We start from the raw sequence: 18,138 nt of genomic DNA on the forward strand, positions 1-18,138 counted from the left end.
AGAAGGCGGGAGAAAAGCGTGAAACCTGAAATCAATTGGATTCAAATCCCAAGCGGCTATGCAACGATTGGAAGTAATGAAGAAGATATGAAAAAGGCATCAGAATTCTGGAAGGACAAGCTTCTCAATCCAACCTACGGCCGTGAGAAAAAATTTCAAAAATGGCTGTACAAAGAATTTCCATCCTATCAGCCGTATATCAATGAATTTTTTATTTCAGATACGGTCGTCACCAATGAATGGTATCAAAGCTACTGTGATGAAACAGGCCAGGCGTACCCGGAGAGCTTAACGAATCAAGAGCTTGGTGGCGGGAAAGATCATCCGGCTTGGGGCATGGATATCGAGGAAGCCTTCTCGTTCTGCCAGTGGCTGAGCGGGAAACTTGGGATAGACGTGTCGATTCCTACTGAAGAAGAATGGGAATATGCTGCCCGGGGAAATACGAGAAATCAATACCCGTGGGGAGATGAGTTTGATCCTTCTTTATGTAATACGTTCGAATCAAATATTGAAAAAACGACGCCTGTCCGTCAATACAAAAAGGGCAGATCCTTATTTGGTCTTTATGATATGGGGGGCAACGTCGAGGAATGGGTCAACACCAAATATCATGTATACGAAGGCGGCATCGAGGTCGTAGATGATTTAACGGAGACGCTTGGCAGTGATTACTACATTTTAAAAGGCGGCTCCTTTGCAAGAGGCGGAGATTTATGCAGAGTCGCCAGAAGACACGGGAAGCATCCAGATCCCGTTTTTCGATTTACTGGCTTTCGTGTAGTGACTCGTCAAAAACAACATATAAAGGTGGGAGTGTAAAATCATGCATAGAGGACCGATTACATCTGTTTTATCAACTCAGCAGGACCAAATTGTTTACACTGGCGGCTATGACCGTTGTATTTATAAGTGGAACCGGGCAACAGGAGAAGGAACGTTTATTGGAAGTCACGAGCATATCATTAACTCTTTATCTCTTTCTGAAAACGGAAAGTATTTAGCGAGTGCATCGTCAGACTACACCATTCAATTGTATGATACAGGCACTCATACTCGAATTCGCACCCTGTTTGGTCATGCGGATGATGTAGAAGCCGTCGCCTTTGCCAAACAGGATACCTTACTAGTATCGGTGTCTAGAGATAGAAGGTGCTTAGTGTGGGATATCGAAACAGGAGCTATTTTAAGAGAATTCCATGGACATAGCAAAGATGTATTAGCTGTATGGATACATGGCGATAAAGCTTATACAACAGGTGATGATGGCTACGTTCTTGTATGGCTGTATGATACAGGAGAAATTGTAGGGGAAATTGGTCCGTTTGATTATGAGCTGGACACAATCAGCGGCAGCAATCAAAAAGAAGTGTTCGCACTTGGCAGAGACGATGGCACCGTCATTATTTATGATGCGGTTACTTTACAGGAGAAAAAAATCATTAAAGCCCATTTACAGGGCGTCAAGCGGGTGAACTTTTCTCCAAGCGGCAATTACTTGCTGACAGCAGGCTATGACCATTTAATTAAGCTGTGGAATTATGAAACAGGGGATTTAGTCGATACGTTGCTGCCTCATAAATATCAGTGGGAGCGCTCGCTTGTCTGGACGGAGGATGAGAAATCGATCCTAGGAGCCAGCTTTGGAAAAACGTATTGTGAATGGTCTATTGAAAAGGGAAAAGTTGTATCAGATGAGATTGAAATGGCGACACCATCTATTAATGATATTGCGCTGACTGATGCGGGAGATATCATCACAGCATCAGATGACGGAAAATTCAGAAAAAACGGGTTTGAAATCGCTAAATCGACAGGCGTTTTAACAAATGGAGTGGCTGTCGCACGAGATGGAAGCTATTATGCGTGGGGAGATCATGCAAGTCAGGTGCATATTGTTCATGAATCATTACAGCAAATGGTTTCGTTTGATCTCAACACAGGGCCGGTCAACAGTGTGTATTTCCACGAGGAGGATCGGCAATTCTATATTGGAACTTACGGCGGTTATGTACATGTCATTTCGACAGAACATTTAAAGGAAATTGGCCGTTCCAAAGCACACGATTGTGCTGTTAAAGCATTAAAAGTAGAAGGAGATCATATCATCACAGCCGCGGTAGAAGGAACTATCTGTCTTTTAGATAAGAAGAGCTTGTCTTTAAAAGCGAAATATATCGGAGCGACAGAGCTGTTAAATGATGTATTCATTGATAGTAAAAGAGATCGTATTGCCATTGTCAGCCGTGACAAGAATGTGAGATTGTTTGATTTGCATACAGGAAGAATTTTAGACCAGCATAATGAACACCAGTATTCTATTAAATCTGTCTCTGTCACAGACTCTGGCTATATTGTGAGCGGAGATTATTGGGGCTATATCGTTGTGTGGAATCCAGAGCTGGAGTTCAATACCGGCCCAATTAGAATTGCCAAGAATGGGATTAGTGCCATCAGACAATTAGACAATGATGTATACGCAAGCTCATATGACGGCGGGATTTATCATATTCGAGAAGATGGCACACATACTGAAGTACTGCGCTTATTTGAACAATTTCCGAAAGAAGTAATCTCTCATTAAGAAAAAGAATGTAAGCGGGGGATTCTCATGATAAGTGTTTGCAAGGAACATATGAAAAAAGGCCTGACTGTACTCAATTGTCCGCATGTGCTCCTCATTAATAAATATGAATTACGCAAATGCTGTTTTTGTAAACAACGAGCATCATATAAACTTTTTTATTCCTTGCCTTACTATGATCGATCTGAAAAGAAACGGATGGAAAAAATATGAGAATAGAACTCCTTCATTTCCTGAAGGAGTTCTTTCCCTTGAAAGAGAAGAAAGGAGACTCACATGAAAGACGATGTTTTTTATATGAAGCTGGCGATTGCCAACGCAAAGGCAATGAAAGGGCAAACCTCCCCAAACCCGCTTGTCGGTGCAGTCATTGTACAGCAAGGTGAGATTGTTGGGATTGGTGCTCACATGAAGGCGGGCGAACCTCATGCTGAAATTCATGCGCTGCAAATGGCAGGGGAAAAGGCAAAGGGAGCTGACATGTATGTGACGCTTGAACCTTGTTCGCATCATGGGAAAACGGGTCCTTGCACGGAAGCCATTATCAAAAGTGGTGTGAAACGTGTAGTCATTGCGACGCAAGACCCAAATCCGCTTGTCGCAGGTAAGGGGGTTACCATGTTGAAACAAGCAGGGATCGAAGTAGATGAAGGAATATGTAAACAGGAGGCGGACGGCTTAAATGTGCCTTTTTTTCATTTCATTCAATCAGACCTTCCTTACGTCATATTAAAATCAGCCATTTCGTTAGACGGGAAAATTGCAACATCTCATCTTGAAAGCAAATGGATCACAGGAACAGAAGCGAGGAAAGAAGTGCAGCAATTTCGTCAAGAAGCCGATGCTGTGATAACAGGCGTCGAAACGATTATTCAAGATGATGCAGGTCTTATTGTGAAAGATTCAATGGCGACCCAGCCCATTCGTGTCATTTTAGATTCCACATTAAGGATTCCGCTTCATGCGAAATGTTTAACAGATCATATGACGGAAACCATTATTTGCACCTCGCACATGTATGATCAGAAAAAGTATGAACAGCTGGTAGATAAAGGGCATCAAGTCTATGTCACAAGCGGAGAGCAGCGGACAAATATTCATGACGTGTTACGAATGCTGAAGGAACGTTCTGTCATGTCAGTTCTCGTTGAAGCAGGAGGAAATGTGAGTGCGTCCTTTTTAGAAGAATCACTAGTCAATGAAGCCGTCATTTATATGGCACCTTTATTAATCGGTGGAAAACATGCACCTACTTTTTTTGAAGGAGAAGGGGTGAAAAAACTAAAAGAAGCGATCTGTCCAGCAGATATTGAATATAGTATGGTTGGAAAAGATATCAAAATGACAATAAAATTCTAATAAATGTAAGACTTTGTGCATCGAGCGCAAGGTCTTTTCAATACTTCTTGATAAAAATAAAAGTGTACATACACCTTTCCAAGGAATGATGAATACGATGGATGGGGGGTGATTCCATGAGAAGATGTAGACAATGCGGAAAGACATATCCAACTCATTCGACAGACCACTACCAAAAAGGAAGCTGGTATGATGCGTATAAGGATGACGGCTGGGAATGTGATAGTTGTAAGAAAGGGAAATCTGGAAAGCCAGGGAAACCAGTGAAAAATCCTTGCTGTGGAAAAGATCCTTGTGTTTGTGTGATTCAAGGTCCGCCAGGCGGGAGAGGAAGAAGAGGTCCAGCAGGTCCAGCAGGTCCAGCAGGTGCAGTGGGTCCAGCGGGTCCAGCGGGTCCAGCAGGCCCAGCAGGCCCGGCAGGAGCAACTGGAGCCACTGGTGTAGGCTTAACGGGCATCGTGGCATTTGATCCAGCGGTAGCCCCAACCTATCCAGTAGGTCAAGTCGTGACATTCAATGGAAGTACGTATGTGGTGAATTCAGCGCCGCCAACAGGTACGCCAGGTACGTCACCAGATTATACATTGTTAGCAGCTGCTGGTGAAACGGGTGCAACCGGAGCCACAGGTACAGGAGCGACCGGTGCAACAGGTGATACAGGTGCGACTGGAGTTACCGGAGCAACCGGAATCACAGGAGCCACAGGAGCAACAGGTACAGGAGCAACCGGTGCAACAGGTGATACGGGAGCGACTGGAGTTACCGGAGCAACTGGGATCACAGGAGCCACAGGTACAGGAGCAACCGGTGCAACAGGTGATACGGGAGCGACTGGAGTTACCGGAGCAACCGGGATCACAGGAGCCACAGGTACAGGAGCGACCGGTGCAACAGGAGATACAGGTGCGACTGGAGTTACCGGAGCAACCGGGATCACAGGAGCCACAGGAGCAACCGGTGCAACAGGAGATATCGGCGCCACCGGAGTCACCGGAGCGACCGGAGATATCGGGGCCACCGGAGTCACAGGAGCAACAGGAGCAACAGGAGATACTGGCGCCACCGGAGTCACCGGAGCGACCGGAGTAACGGGAGCAACAGGAGATATCGGAGATACCGGAGTCACCGGAGCGACCGGAGATACCGGAGCGACCGGAGTAACGGGAGCAACAGGAGATACCGGCGCCACCGGAGCGACTGGAGTAACGGGCGCCACCGGAGATACCGGCGCCACCGGAGCGACCGGAGTCACCGGAGCGACCGGAGATACCGGCGCCACCGGAGCGACTGGAGTAACGGGAGCAACAGGAGATATCGGGGCCACCGGAGTAACGGGAGCGACCGGAGATACTGGAGTCACCGGAGTCACAGGAGCAACAGGAGATATCGGGGCCACCGGAGATACCGGCGCCACCGGAGCGACCGGAGTTACCGGAGCGACCGGAGTCACAGGAGCAACAGGAGATATCGGGGCCACCGGAGTCACAGGAGCAACAGGAGATACTGGCGCCACCGGAGTCACCGGAGCGACCGGAGATACCGGAGTCACAGGAGCAACAGGAGATACCGGAGCGACCGGAGTCACAGGAGCGACCGGAGTCACAGGAGATACCGGCGCGACCGGAGTCACAGGAGCCACCGGAGTAACGGGAGCCACCGGAGATACCGGCGCCACCGGAGTCACGGGAGCGACTGGAGTAACGGGCGCCACCGGAGATACCGGCGCCACCGGAGTCACGGGAGCGACTGGAGTAACGGGCGCCACCGGAGATACCGGCGCCACCGGAGTTACAGGAGCAACTGGATCGAGTGCGATTATTCCATTTGCATCAGGTACCCCTGCTGTCTTGACTACAATTGCAGGGGGTCTTGTCGGAACTTCTAGTTTGGTCGGCTTTGGTAGCTCTGCAACAGGCGTTAGCATACTAGGTGGTATCATCGACTTAACAGGAGCAGCAGGTACTCTTTTAAATATGGCATTCTCTGTACCAAGGGATGGCACTATTACTTCATTTGCCGGATACTTTAGTACTACGGCAGCATTGGCTTTAGTCGGCACGAGTATTACAGTGACAGCTAGCTTATTTGCTTCACCGACACCAGATAACAGCTTCACTCAAGTAGCGAGTGTCACGTTGGCACCACCATTAACGGGGATTTTAACTATTGGTGCTATTTCAAACGGAATCGCTACCGGCCTGAATGTGCCAGTTACAGCAGAAACAAGATTACTGGTTGTTTTCTCTGCGACTGCAACAGGCTTATCTTTAATTAACACTGTAGCAGGCTATGCGAGTGCAGGCTTATCTATCACGTAATTGAAACAGGGATGACTCGATTTGAGTCGTCCTTTTTTGTTTGAATGAATTTTCTCTTAACTTCGTAAGAAAAAATGATATGATTTTCTTAGAGTCTAGTCGATGAATCTACTTGAATTAGGGGTTGTAGCGGTGAGGATGGGCAAAAGGAAAGTCACTTTACAAACGAAAATCTTGGGGTTAATTATCGGGCTTTTGCTTGTTGTCATTGCGTTATTGACCATTTGTTTTGGTTTTCTGCAGACATCAGAAAGGCAGCGGCAAGCTGAACAGCTGGCGGTGCAAACCGCTAGAACAATCTCATATATGCCGCCCATTAAAACATCGGTGGGCACCTCATCAGTGTCTGAGTATGAAGAACAGGCAGTGCTTGAGCAAATGAAGGATCAAGTCAGAGCACATGCCATCTTCATTACCAATCAAAAAGGGAAGGTCCTTTTTCATACGAATCATGAGAATGTAGGAAAAACCATCAGTGTATTTAGAGGAAGAAGTACCCTGCTATTTGGGGGAACCTCCATATCAACGGGTGATTCTAATGGTGAAACCGTTGTCAGAGGCAGTGCCCCGATTATGAAAGAAACAGGCAAGCATGAAGAAATTATTGGGACAGTCACCGTCGAATTTTTAAAAAAGGAAATTGATCAAGCGACAGCCCATCAACTAATCAAGCTTAGCTATATTGCCCTTCTTGTGCTCTTGCCTGGTATATTCGGAGCGATTTTTTTAACAAGAAGTATTCGCAAAGATACATTAGGGCTTGAACCGCACGAAATTGCTTCATTATTTCGAGAAAGAGAAGCGATGCTGCTTGCTATAAAAGAAGGGATTATTGCATTTGACCGCAAAGGCGCGATAACGATGATGAATACATCTGCTGAACACATGCTGCGCGTTTCATCCGAGCTGCCGCTTCATGTTGACCAAGTCTTGCCAAAAGCGAATCTCCTTTTCTATTTAAAGGCAGAAACGATTGAACCGAACATCGAAACCGTTGTCAATGATAAAACCTATGTCTTAAATGTGAAAAAAGTGGTGCAGGACAATCGAGTTTTTGGGGGAATTGTGAGCTTCCGAGAGAAAACAGAGCTGACGAAGCTGCTGGATACATTAACAGAGGTCAGCCAATATTCAGAAGACCTGAGGGCACAAACGCATGAATTCTCAAATAAGCTGTACGCCATTTTAGGTTTGCTTGAGCTGAAGCAAGTGGATGAGGCCATCGACTTAATAAAGGAAGAATATACGCTGCAAAACCGCCAGCACGATTTACTCATGAAGCAAATTCGATCTCCTAAAATACAAGCCATCTTACTCGGCAAGTTAGGGAAAGCCTCTGAGAAGAAGGTTCATTTCCACATCGATGAAAATAGTTCATTGGAGCCGCTTCCACCACATTTAAGTCTATCTCACTTTATTACCATCATTGGTAATCTTGTAGATAACGCCTTTGAGGCCGTACTAAATAAGGAGACGCGCGAGGTAAGCCTGTTCATTACAGATATTGGGTTTGATATTATCATAGAAGTATCTGATTCAGGTGATGGAGTAAACGAGGAAGAACTTACACATATTTTCACAAGAGGCCATTCGTCAAAGGGGGAAGGACGAGGCTACGGGCTAGCGAATGTGAAAGAAGTATTGGACGAACTTGGGGGCTGGATTGAAGTGACGAACCAAAAAGAAGGCGGTGCCATCTTCACTGCATACATACCGAAAGGCACAAAGGGGGAATAAATGGTGATGAAGGTACTCATTGCGGAGGATGATTTTCGAATCGCAGCCATTCATGAATCTTATATACAACAAATAGAAGGATTTCAAGTCGCCGGAAAGGCAAAGAGTGCAAAAGATATGTGGGAGGCGCTCCAAAAGGAACAAGTCGACCTCATCCTGCTTGATGTATATATGCCCGATGAGCTCGGTACAAACCTGTTGCCGCTTTTAAGAGAACACTATCCAGAAATAGATGTAATTATTATCACGGCTGCAACGGAAACGACACTTTTAAGAGATGCACTTCATTACGGAGTGGTTCATTATTTAATCAAACCAGTGACCGCACAAAAGTTTGCGCAAGTTTTAACCGAATATAAAGAGAAGAAAGACATCATTAATTCTAAGGATGAAGTCAATCAAACGATGATTGATTTGTTTTTTGGACAGATGCAAGAAGAGCCAAAAGAAAAGGATGGCAGGGACCTGCCTACAGGGATCAATTCGCTGACTTTGGACAAGGTGAAAACATTGATGGCATCAGAGAATAATGGGATTACAGCGGAAGAACTCGGAGAAAAGATGGGGGCTTCACGCACAACAGCGAGACGGTACGTCGAGTATCTCGTGACAACAGGAGAATGCCGGGCAGAGCTTGCGTACGGAATCATTGGCAGACCAGAACGGAAATATTATCCTGCCATAAAGCAAGCGGAGTCATAAAAGATGAAAAAAGGAATATGCCTTGTCATTATGATCTGTCTTTGTATGACGCTCACCTTTAATGAAAAAAAGGGAGGCGACTCTTTCCTGCAGCACAGCCCATTATATATTGTGGTGTCTGGTGTCCCTGACGGCGGCTTTGACCAAACAGCTCAAGTGATGAAATCAGTGCTCGAGAAAGAAAAGCTGGTGAAGCGGCCGGTGAATATCCTTTATCAAAGAGGCGGAACGGTGGATAAAGGATGGACATATATGATGGAGCGAGATACCAACTATGTTAGTTTGAATTCAAGCTTATTGTTAAGCCGTAATTTGCTTGGCAGCAGTAACATGACAATGAACGATGTCACACCGCTCGCCATTTTGGCAGAAGAGTGGCAGGTCGTCGCAGTCCCAGTGGATTCTCCCTTTTCAAATGGGAAGGAGCTATTAAACACACTAAAGAAGAAACCAGATTCCTTAAAAATTGGATTTGCCCCAGACTTCGGTAATGATGATCAAATCTCGTTCGCACGAGCGGCAGAAATGGCAGGAATTGATCCATACCGCATCCAATTTTTGAAATTTGACAGTGCAGATGATTTATTTCAAGCGCTGATTGACCATGAGGTAGATGCAGCAACGACCACGATTACAGAAGTTCGTCATGATTATGAAAAGAAGAGGCTAAAGCTTGTAGCAACCACAACGAATCAGCGTTTAGCGGGATTTGAAGATGTGCCGACTTGGAAAGAGCAAGGCATCCCGCTCATCTTCTCTCATTGGCGTGGTGTGATGGGCCCAAAGCAAATGAATCAGCATGATATTCGTGAATGGGATCAGCTTCTTCAAAAAATGACACAAACGAAGTCCTGGAAAAAGCAATTAAAGCAAAAGGGCTGGACAAGTCGTTATATGAACAGCAAAGAGTCAAAGATCTTTATGGAGGAGCAATTAAGGCGATATGAGCAGTTTATCCAAGGAGAACAAGCGGTCGAGTGAGACCGCTTTTTTTTATGGAATCCATCAAAAGCAAAGTTTGAACAAAATGAACAAAAAGCATTTATCGACCGAAAAAGAATTAAAATTCATAATATTTACTTCAATTTCAACGTCAGATATCATGACAGAAAGGGTTGGAAATGGGATACCAACATTTAATGAAAGCGTATACAACATAAGGGGTGAACAAAGTGTTAGCAATCTTAGGATTTCTTATGATGGTTGTATTTATGGTTTTGATTATGACGAAACGTATGTCTGTTTTAACGGCATTGGTGTTAACACCAATTGCATTTGCTCTTATTGCAGGTTTTCATTTTACTGAAATTTCAGACATGATTGTCAAAGGTGTACAGCAAGTCGCACCGACAGCGGTCATGATTATGTTTGCGATTTTGTACTTTGGCATTATGATTGATGCTGGTTTATTTGATCCAATGGTGGCGAAAATTTTAAACATTGTCAAAGGTGATCCATTAAAAATTGTCGTCGGAACAGCTGTCCTGACCATGCTTGTTGCACTTGATGGTGACGGGACAACAACGTACATGATTACAACAACAGCGATGCTTCCGTTATTTACGCTGCTTGGCATCCGTCCGATTATTTTAGCGGGGATTGCCGGAGTTGGCATGGGGATTATGAATACGATTCCATGGGGAGGCGCCACACCTAGAGCGGCGAGTGCACTTGGCGTTGATCCTTCACTTTTATTTGGCCCGATGATTCCAGTCATTGGTGCAGGGGTTTTGAGCATGATTGTGGTGGCATACTTTCTTGGGAAGTCTGAAAGAAAACGTCTTGGTGTCATTGAGCTCGACCAGCCGATTCATGCAAATGAAATGGCAGCGGCACTGCAGGATGACATCAAGCGGCCGAAACTTTGGTGGTTTAACTTGACGCTTACGTTGTTATTGGTGCTCCTTCTTGTCTCAGGAAAAGTCAGCTTAACGGTTCTATTTGTTCTTGCTTTCTGTGTGGCGATTATCGTGAACTATCCGAACCTTGAACAGCAGCGTGAGCGGATTGCGGCTCATTCAACCAACGTCTTAGCCATTGCCTCTATGATTTTTGCGGCAGGGGTTTTTACAGGTATCTTAACTGGAACGAAAATGGTCGATGAAATGGCGATTTCGATTGTATCTGCCATTCCAGAGCAGCTTGGCGGCTTCATTCCAGTCATTGTTGCGTTAACGAGCGGGATATTTACGTTCTTTATGCCGAATGATGCATACTTTTATGGGGTCCTGCCGATCCTATCAGAAACAGCGGCAGCATACGGTGTTGATAAAATCGAAATCGCGAGAGCTTCTATTATTGGTCAGCCGATTCATATGCTAAGCCCACTTGTTCCATCGACTCATTTACTTGTTGGACTTGTTGGGGTATCACTGGATCAGCATCAGAAGTTTGGCATGAAATGGGCTGTACTTGCAGTCGTCGCCATGACGGTCATGTCGATACTCATTGGGGCCATCTCCATTTGGTAAATAAAAGAGTGTCTGCTACTTGAGCAGGCACTTTTTTTAGGTCATATTGCCGAGCAGGCTCGATTCATTTGCCCTATACAAAAAACATGTCTGTTCCTCCAAAAGATATATTTTTGAAAAATACTGACACTTTTACTGTTTTTTTCTTTATAATGCAAATCAACGAAGGGAGAGGATAGCATGTCCAACCGAAAAGGCACGATTCTTTTTACTGCTGTATGCCTCATAGCAGGAAGTTTGTCGATGGTGAGCCCAGCTTCAGCTCATGCAGATACCCCTTATTTTGGAAAGAGTTATGAACAGCCGGCCTCAGTGAAGAAGCTATACCCTGAACCTGACGAGACGTTCGACACCCCTGCCTTTCAGAAAAAAGGAGAAGCCTTTACAACACAAGAAGAGCTTCAAGAATTCTTGCGTGATATTGTCCGCAAAAGTCCTTACGCTACGCAGAAACAGATTGGAACATCCATTGAAGGACGGTCCATTTCAGCTCTCTACTTTACAAAGGATCGTCATATCTCTCCACTTTCAAAAAAGCCAACGATCTGGCTTCAAGCACAAATACACGGAAATGAACCAGCCTCCGGTGAATCTGCTCTCGTCATCGCAAAACGATTAGCAGGTGAACAAGGAGAGCGTATACTCAATCATGTGAATATGATCATTGTCCCGAGAATCAATCCTGATGGTTCTTATGCGTTTGACCGCAGGCTTGCAAACGGAACGGATGGAAACCGTGATCATATGACATTAGAATCTCCAGAGCTCACAGCCCTGCATCAAGAATTTAATCGGTATGCACCAGAAGTAGTCATTGATGCCCATGAATACGATGTAGGACAAAAGCAGTTTGATGATATCGGCTCAGCGGGTGCCCTCAAATATCACGATTTACTGATATTATCAGGCAAGAACTTGAATATTCCAGAAAGCATCCGGCTCACGTCAAATGAATTATACGTGAGCGGCGTCCGTGAAACGCTGACAAATCAAGGATTTTCGAATGATTTATATTATACAAGCACAAGAGGAAAGGATGGAAAGATCGATCTCTATGAAGGCGGAACGGATGCACGAATTGGCCGAAATGCCTTGGCGCTCTCGCCAGCTTTGTCATTTCTTGTAGAAAGCAGAGGGATTGGAATTGGAAGAGAGGATTTTACCCGCCGCGTCGCAGCACAAGTCACCACACATGAAAAAATCATTGAAACAACGGTGAAGCATGCTAAGCAGGTGAAGCAGCAAATGGTGACGGAGCGACTGAAGCTGGTGAAAAAAGGACTTCAATCAAATGATGACGATCAAGTGGTTATTCAAGATGATTTCAAAGCGCCTGTGGATGATTCGCTTGAAATGGTGGATATTGAAAAAGGACAGACCATCAATGTCCCTGTACGCTTTCACAGTGCGAGCGATGCTGTTCCTGTCATGTCGAGAGAACGACCGACAGCTTATCTCGTTTTACCTGGGCATGAAGGGGTAGAACGGAAGCTGAAAACTTTAGGGTTAAAAAGTGTCACATTGCCTGTCGGCGTGAAAGTACCAGTACAAGCCTATCAAGTAACAAAACGAGACGAAAAGAGCAAAACAGATATTCAGCTTGAAACAAAACTCACCCAAAAGAAACGTCAGCTGCCAAAAGGGACAAAGGTATATATCACGGCGCAGCCGCAAACGAATTTATTGTCACTTGCCCTTGAGCCAGAATCAAAAGACAGCTATATGTCATCTGGGTTTATTGCTTCAAAAGTAGGCGATGAACTCCCAGTGTACCGGTTCTTGCTATCTAAAAAGACGTTAGGCATTAAATAAAAAAGGGCTAAAATTATTTTAGCCCTCAGCGTGTAGACAAACCCTCGCATTCGGTGTCAGTCCTGTGCGCCGATGCTCACGAATGTTAAATTCGCTCCGCTTCGGTGCTCGTCCTTCCTAGACTGCAAAGGTTTTCTATCACGCTGAAAAGAAGACAAAGGGCTAAAATAAACATCATTTTTAGCCCTTTGTCTACAATCTAGAAGCGGCACAGTGCGTGCCGCTTTTTTATTTTCGTCCAGCTCTTATTTCATCAGTCAAGCCTTCATATGGTGCTTCAGCGATAATGGTTTCGTCATTTACACCTGCATGATGGATATACGTAATGTCCGCAAATTCTGGAACAACATATTTTGGATAGGTGTCGTATTTTTCACGAGATTCTTTCATGAGATCGATATAGTCATTTTGATAGCAAACTGTGATATCTGGACGTTCATGCACCCATTTTGGGAAGAAGATGACGCCATGCATGCGTTTTTCTTCAGGCATAAAGTTCAGAGAGACGTCTGTCCCAGTTGGTTCTGTCCAAGAAACTTTGTAAACGCCTTTTGTCAGCTTCACAATATTCACTTCTTGATCACGGACCCAGCGGCCTCCAACCATTCCGCTATGAATGCGGTAATCAATGGTGTGATCGTTTTTAATGTAAATCTCATATTCCCAGCCATTTTCATACGTATAAATCATATGAAGTCCAACGAATTGATCCATGTTTATTCCTTCTTTCATTAGAATGATGTTATTTCAAACATGTCATGATTTACATGTTTATTTTAAAGTCTATGGTATAATATTGTCAAAGAATAAGCGTTGGAGGCACATCATGAGAGTTTTAAAATATGCCATTCTTGGTTTACTAGATCAGTGTGAGCTGACGGGATATGATATAACCAAACATTTTAAGGATTCCCTTGGACAGTTTTGGAGCGCGAAGCACAGCCAAATTTACCCTGAGCTGAAGCGTCTCACAGAAGAAGGGTTTATTGAATTTGATATTCGTATACAAGGAAAGAAGCTGGAGAAGAAGGTCTATCAAATCACAGAGGCAGGGAAAGCAGAATTGCATCAGTGGTTAAGGACAAAAGACCCGATACCAGAAACAACAAAGGATGAATTCATGCTCAAAACATTTTTCATCTCTTCCATGGACAACAAAGAAGCGGCTGACTTGTTTACACATCAACTGCTAGAGCGCACCAAAAAAATAGACATGCTAGAACAGAAGCTGCACGCTTTAACGGAGGAAGACCCTGCCGCTGAATCGCTTCATTCAGCGCAATTTGGGCATTACTTAGTGCTGACAAGGGCAATTGAAAGAGAAAAAGGCTATGTCCGCTGGCTCGAGCAGACCCTTAAACGAATTGATTCATCCGCGCTCTAAGGACAATGGTCGGATGATATGATAAAAAATGGTTTGAAACCAGTGAATTTATTAATAGAAACCGCTACAATGGATATATTCGTATTAAAGTGAGGCGAGTATGTTTGAGTAATCAAGAAGCGTTGTGGAATGAAGCAGAAGCTTTTATTTCTTTATGCTATGAAGAATTAAGCAAGTCAAATGAAGAGAAAGCAGCACGTCTGCATGAAATAAAACAAGAAATTGACTCCGAAGGGATGTATACTCACACACAAGAGGAATTGGCGCACGGGGCGAAAATGGCGTGGCGCAACAGCAACCGCTGCATTGGCCGTTTGTTTTGGTCAACTCTGCATGTTCACGACTGCCGGCATGTGAAGACAGAAGAAGAGGTGAAAGAGGCACTCTTTCATCATATTGAGTATGCGACAAATGGCGGGAAAATCAAACCATCCATTACGATCTTTCCTCCAGAAAATCATTCGCAAAAGGAAGTCGTCATTTATAATCATCAGCTCGTTCGTTATGCAGGCTATGAGACGGAGTATGGCATCATTGGCGACGAGGCATCTCTTGAATTGACAAAGTTGTGTGAAGCCCATGGCTGGAAAGGGGAGGGCACGCATTTTGATATTCTGCCTCTCATGTTTCAGCTAAAGGATCAGCCGCCCGTTCTGTATGAGCTTCCGAAAGAAATCGTCCAAGAAGTCGAGATTACCCATCCTGAATATGAAGGATTTCGTGATTTAGGATTGAAATGGTACGCCGTTCCGATTATTGCTGATATGAAATTAGAGATTGGCGGTATTCATTACAATGCGGCACCGTTTAACGGATGGTATATGGGTACAGAAATTGGCGCACGTAACCTAGCCGATGAAAATCGCTACAATATGTTGAAAAAAGTTGCTTCTATTTTAGGGCTGGACACGACAAAGAATGCGTCGCTTTGGAAGGACAAAGCCATTGTTGAGTTGAATGTGGCGGTTCTCCATTCTTACCGAGAAGCAGGGGTGACCATTGTTGATCACCATACAGCAGCACATCAATTCAAACAGTTTGAAAAGCAGGAAGAAAAGGCTGACCGCAAGCTGACTGGGGACTGGACATGGCTGATTCCGCCAGTATCACCAGCTGCTACCCACATCTTCCACAAGCATTACGACAATACCATTGTGAAGCCGAATTATTTTTATCAGGAAAAGCCCTACCATGGGACAGAAAAAGCCTAGCGAGAGCTAGGTTTTTTGATTACCTTATTCGAAAATCCTTATAATGAGCTAACTCAGTGAGCGGCTCCATCTGCATATCTGTGACCTTTGAAAAAGGGCTTCCTTTTCGAACGGTCTTTAAGAAATCAAGCACCTTTTGCTGCTCACCCTCTACCTTTAACTCGACATGACCTTCATCTGTGTTGCGTACCCAGCCTTTCATCCCGCGATTGACTGCTTCGCCTTGTACAAAATAGCGAAAACCGACTCCCTGCACCCGTCCTGTGACAATGGCATGATAATGAATCAATGTCATCTCTCCTTTTTTCTCATCGTACCATAGCATGTATCTGACCTTCACGCATCGACTATGATTTAATTGTCTAACGATGTAAAATAATAGGCATGAGACAACCAAAGGAGATGGTCATCGTGGGTCAGAAGAGATATGACATAGTAGGAATCCAAGTAGGACAACCCATCACGACCTATGCGAACGGAAAAGAAATCAAAACAGCCATCAACAAAAAGCGTATTCATGAGCCTGTATATTTGAGTAAGGTCAATTTTGAGGGAGATAGCCAAGGTGATTTGGTTCATCATGGAGGATATGATAAAGCCGTCTGCGTCTTTCCATATGATCATTATGCTTACTTCGAGCAATTTTTAGGGGTTACATTACAGGAAGCTGCGTTTGGCGAAAATCTGACAGTGCGCAAGCTAGTCGAGACGAAGGTGCGTATTGGCGATGTCTTTCAACTTGGAGAAGCACTTGTTGAAGTGAGCCAGCCAAGACAGCCGTGTGTGAAACTATCTTTTAAGCACGCTAACATGAAGCTTGTCAAGGAAGTACAGCAAACGGGGTATACCGGTTTTTATTTACGGGTGCTGAAAGAAGGCATAGTGCCGCCTGATGGTTCTCTTGTATTAGTAGAAAAAGCGCCCCATCACATTACAGTCCATGAAGTGAACGAGGTCAAATATCGTCAAACAAGTCCAGAGAGGCTGAAAGCCGTTCTTGCAGTAGATGCCTTAGCAGATGTGGTGAGGAAGTCTTTAGAAAAACGAATTCAGCACATTTAAAAAAAGCCGTACATCTTATGCTGATGTACGGCTTTAAGCGTTTATGAGCTAGGTTTCTTTTGCTCAAGAAGATTTGCAAGGAAATATGTTTTTAAGCTTTGAAGCTTTCTTCCTTCATGCTTGGTCACACCAAGCTTCTTTAATTCTTCGACATACCAGCCTTTGCTACCATAATGCATGATAGAAAACTCCTTTCAATTGAAACTGCCTGCATTGTAACATCTCAAAAAAGGACGTGAAAAGTGTGCAGGGGTTAAGAAATGAAAACTGATTCTATCTGCCTATGATCCATGTATATGCTGGAAATAATCATTTATGAATTTGGCGGGTTGAGGGTAACGATGATCATGCCGACCGTCATAATCATGATGACAATACCAAGATAAGTCATCATGGATTGTTTTTTCTTAATACCTACAACCGTTAAGATGATACTTTCTATCAAAAAGATAACTCCTATGATGATGAACCACATATCAAATAAGACCCCTTTCGCATATCTTTGCCTATTTTACCACAGGCATTTTTGTTTAGTCGTGACAGATTCGTGAAAGGGAAACGAAAAAAACCCCTCCAGTGAAGAAGGGGACCTGCTGGCTTACAGCTTCGTTAAAATAATGGGTTCGTCTTTTGTGATCACAATGGTATGTTCAATCTGTGCCACTAGGCTTTTATCTGGTGTTTTAAATGTCCAGCCGTCATCAGTCTGATAAATCGATTCTGCATTTGTTGAAATAAAAGGTTCGAAGGCGATCACTGTGCCATTCTTAAACAAAGCATTATCGAATGGATCATAATAGTTCAAAATATGGTTGGGTGCTTCATGCAGATTTTTCCCAATGCCGTGTCCTGTTAGGTTTTTAATGACGGTAAATCCTTGTTCTTTGGCTGTATTGTAGACCGCACGGCCAATTTGGTTTTGTCTTTTACCGGCTTTTGCATGCTTTAATCCTTCGAGGAATGCATCCTCTGCACACTGGCATAATGCTTCAAGACGAGCATCACCTGTACCTAATACGAATGAAATGCCGGTATCGGAATAATAGCCGTCCAGCTCTGCTGAGATATCAATATTGATGAGGTCGCCCTCTTGTAAAATGGTTTTTTCACTTGGAATACCGTGTGCAACTTCATCGTTCACGCTGATACAAGTCGTCCCAGGGAAGTCATATTCCTTTTCAGGCGCCGAATTGGCTCCATGCTCTTCTAATATTTTTTTTCCAATCAAATCTAATTCTTTTGTAGACATGCCTGGTTTCGCTTGGCTTTTCATTTCTTCTCTTGCCAAAGCGACAATTCGGCCGACTTTTTTTAAGGCTTCTAACTCATGATCATGTTTGACAATCACTGTTCATTCCCGCTTTCTATAACTTCATTCTATACAATAGCTTACCACATTTTACGCGAAAAGAGTAAAGAGCGGAATGTCAAATGAATGTGGACAAATTGGTATAGATAACTAGATGTGCATATGATATATTTTTTATGAACATCATGA

At 44.2% G+C, this 18,138-nt stretch carries 17 protein-coding genes; 12 read left to right on the top strand and 5 right to left on the bottom strand.

All coding sequences use genetic code 11. The features are described 5' to 3' along the window. Positions 1–18 precede the first annotated feature (18 nt). From C6Y01_RS14840 to C6Y01_RS14880, 9 genes are all read left to right on the top strand, one after another. A complete protein-coding gene (locus C6Y01_RS14840; RefSeq protein ID WP_034664515.1) occupies positions 19–822 on the top strand; it encodes a formylglycine-generating enzyme family protein in 804 nt (267 codons plus the stop codon). A gap of 4 nt (positions 823–826) precedes the next feature. Then, the gene (locus C6Y01_RS14845; protein ID WP_106038419.1) at positions 827–2,584 is read left to right on the top strand and encodes a WD40 repeat domain-containing protein; all 1,758 of its coding nucleotides are present in this window, start codon (positions 827–829) and stop codon (positions 2,582–2,584) included. 276 nt (positions 2,585–2,860) lie between these two features. Continuing rightward, positions 2,861–3,943, top strand: coding sequence for a bifunctional diaminohydroxyphosphoribosylaminopyrimidine deaminase/5-amino-6-(5-phosphoribosylamino)uracil reductase RibD (ribD, locus tag C6Y01_RS14850; RefSeq protein ID WP_034664512.1), 1,083 nt, complete (start codon positions 2,861–2,863; stop codon positions 3,941–3,943). A gap of 116 nt (positions 3,944–4,059) precedes the next feature. After that, positions 4,060–6,261, top strand: a complete 2,202-nt coding sequence (locus C6Y01_RS14855; RefSeq protein ID WP_189318705.1) for an exosporium glycoprotein BclB-related protein — start codon at positions 4,060–4,062, stop codon at positions 6,259–6,261. A gap of 138 nt (positions 6,262–6,399) precedes the next feature. Next, a complete protein-coding gene (locus C6Y01_RS14860) occupies positions 6,400–7,998 on the top strand; it encodes a sensor histidine kinase (RefSeq protein ID WP_034665229.1) in 1,599 nt (532 codons plus the stop codon). A 3-nt stretch (positions 7,999–8,001) separates the two neighbouring features. Then, positions 8,002–8,700, top strand: a complete 699-nt coding sequence (locus C6Y01_RS14865) for a response regulator (protein WP_034665245.1) — start codon at positions 8,002–8,004, stop codon at positions 8,698–8,700. A gap of 3 nt (positions 8,701–8,703) precedes the next feature. Then, positions 8,704–9,681 carry a tripartite tricarboxylate transporter substrate-binding protein gene (locus C6Y01_RS14870; protein WP_106038420.1) on the top strand — a complete coding sequence of 326 codons (978 nt, stop codon included), beginning with the start codon at positions 8,704–8,706 and terminating at the stop codon, positions 9,679–9,681. Between the two features lie 191 nt (positions 9,682–9,872). Beyond that, positions 9,873–11,171: an Mg(2+)/citrate complex secondary transporter CitM gene (gene citM / locus C6Y01_RS14875; RefSeq protein WP_034665220.1), complete on the top strand. Its 1,299-nt coding sequence runs from the start codon at positions 9,873–9,875 to the stop codon at positions 11,169–11,171. Positions 11,172–11,351: 180 nt separating this feature from the next. Continuing rightward, the gene (locus C6Y01_RS14880; protein WP_106038421.1) at positions 11,352–12,983 is read left to right on the top strand and encodes a M14 family metallopeptidase; all 1,632 of its coding nucleotides are present in this window, start codon (positions 11,352–11,354) and stop codon (positions 12,981–12,983) included. A gap of 228 nt (positions 12,984–13,211) precedes the next feature. Here the strand turns inward: C6Y01_RS14880 and C6Y01_RS14885 are convergent, their stop codons facing one another. After that, a complete protein-coding gene (locus C6Y01_RS14885) occupies positions 13,212–13,697 on the bottom strand; it encodes a phenolic acid decarboxylase (protein ID WP_095286068.1) in 486 nt (161 codons plus the stop codon). A gap of 112 nt (positions 13,698–13,809) precedes the next feature. Here C6Y01_RS14885 and C6Y01_RS14890 point away from each other — a divergent pair, with 112 nt between their 5' ends. Continuing rightward, positions 13,810–14,367, top strand: coding sequence for a PadR family transcriptional regulator (locus tag C6Y01_RS14890; protein ID WP_034665213.1), 558 nt, complete (start codon positions 13,810–13,812; stop codon positions 14,365–14,367). Positions 14,368–14,471: 104 nt separating this feature from the next. After that, positions 14,472–15,578 (top strand): nitric oxide synthase oxygenase, encoded by a 1,107-nt coding sequence (locus C6Y01_RS14895; RefSeq protein ID WP_095286069.1) that lies wholly within the window; start codon positions 14,472–14,474, stop codon positions 15,576–15,578. Between the two features lie 19 nt (positions 15,579–15,597). Here C6Y01_RS14895 and C6Y01_RS14900 read toward each other — a convergent pair whose 3' ends face one another. Then, on the bottom strand, positions 15,598–15,867 hold the full coding sequence (locus C6Y01_RS14900) for an acylphosphatase (RefSeq protein ID WP_170938433.1): 270 nt from the start codon (positions 15,865–15,867) through the stop codon (positions 15,598–15,600). A gap of 122 nt (positions 15,868–15,989) precedes the next feature. Between C6Y01_RS14900 and C6Y01_RS14905 the strand changes: the two genes are divergently transcribed. After that, positions 15,990–16,640, top strand: a complete 651-nt coding sequence (locus C6Y01_RS14905; protein ID WP_106038422.1) for an MOSC domain-containing protein — start codon at positions 15,990–15,992, stop codon at positions 16,638–16,640. A gap of 41 nt (positions 16,641–16,681) precedes the next feature. Here the strand turns inward: C6Y01_RS14905 and C6Y01_RS14910 are convergent, their stop codons facing one another. From C6Y01_RS14910 to map, 3 genes are all read right to left on the bottom strand, one after another. Then, entirely contained in the window at positions 16,682–16,819 is a 138-nt protein-coding gene (locus C6Y01_RS14910) for a YflJ family protein (RefSeq protein ID WP_003214303.1), read from the bottom strand. 134 nt (positions 16,820–16,953) lie between these two features. Beyond that, on the bottom strand, positions 16,954–17,115 hold the full coding sequence (locus tag C6Y01_RS19170) for a hypothetical protein (RefSeq protein ID WP_003214360.1): 162 nt from the start codon (positions 17,113–17,115) through the stop codon (positions 16,954–16,956). Between the two features lie 123 nt (positions 17,116–17,238). Next, a complete protein-coding gene (map, locus tag C6Y01_RS14915) occupies positions 17,239–17,988 on the bottom strand; it encodes a type I methionyl aminopeptidase (protein WP_034665196.1) in 750 nt (249 codons plus the stop codon). Positions 17,989–18,138: the final 150 nt, after the last annotated feature.

The organism is Bacillus sp. NMCC46 (assembly GCF_002998465.1).
Classification (GTDB): domain Bacteria; phylum Bacillota; class Bacilli; order Bacillales; family Bacillaceae; genus Bacillus.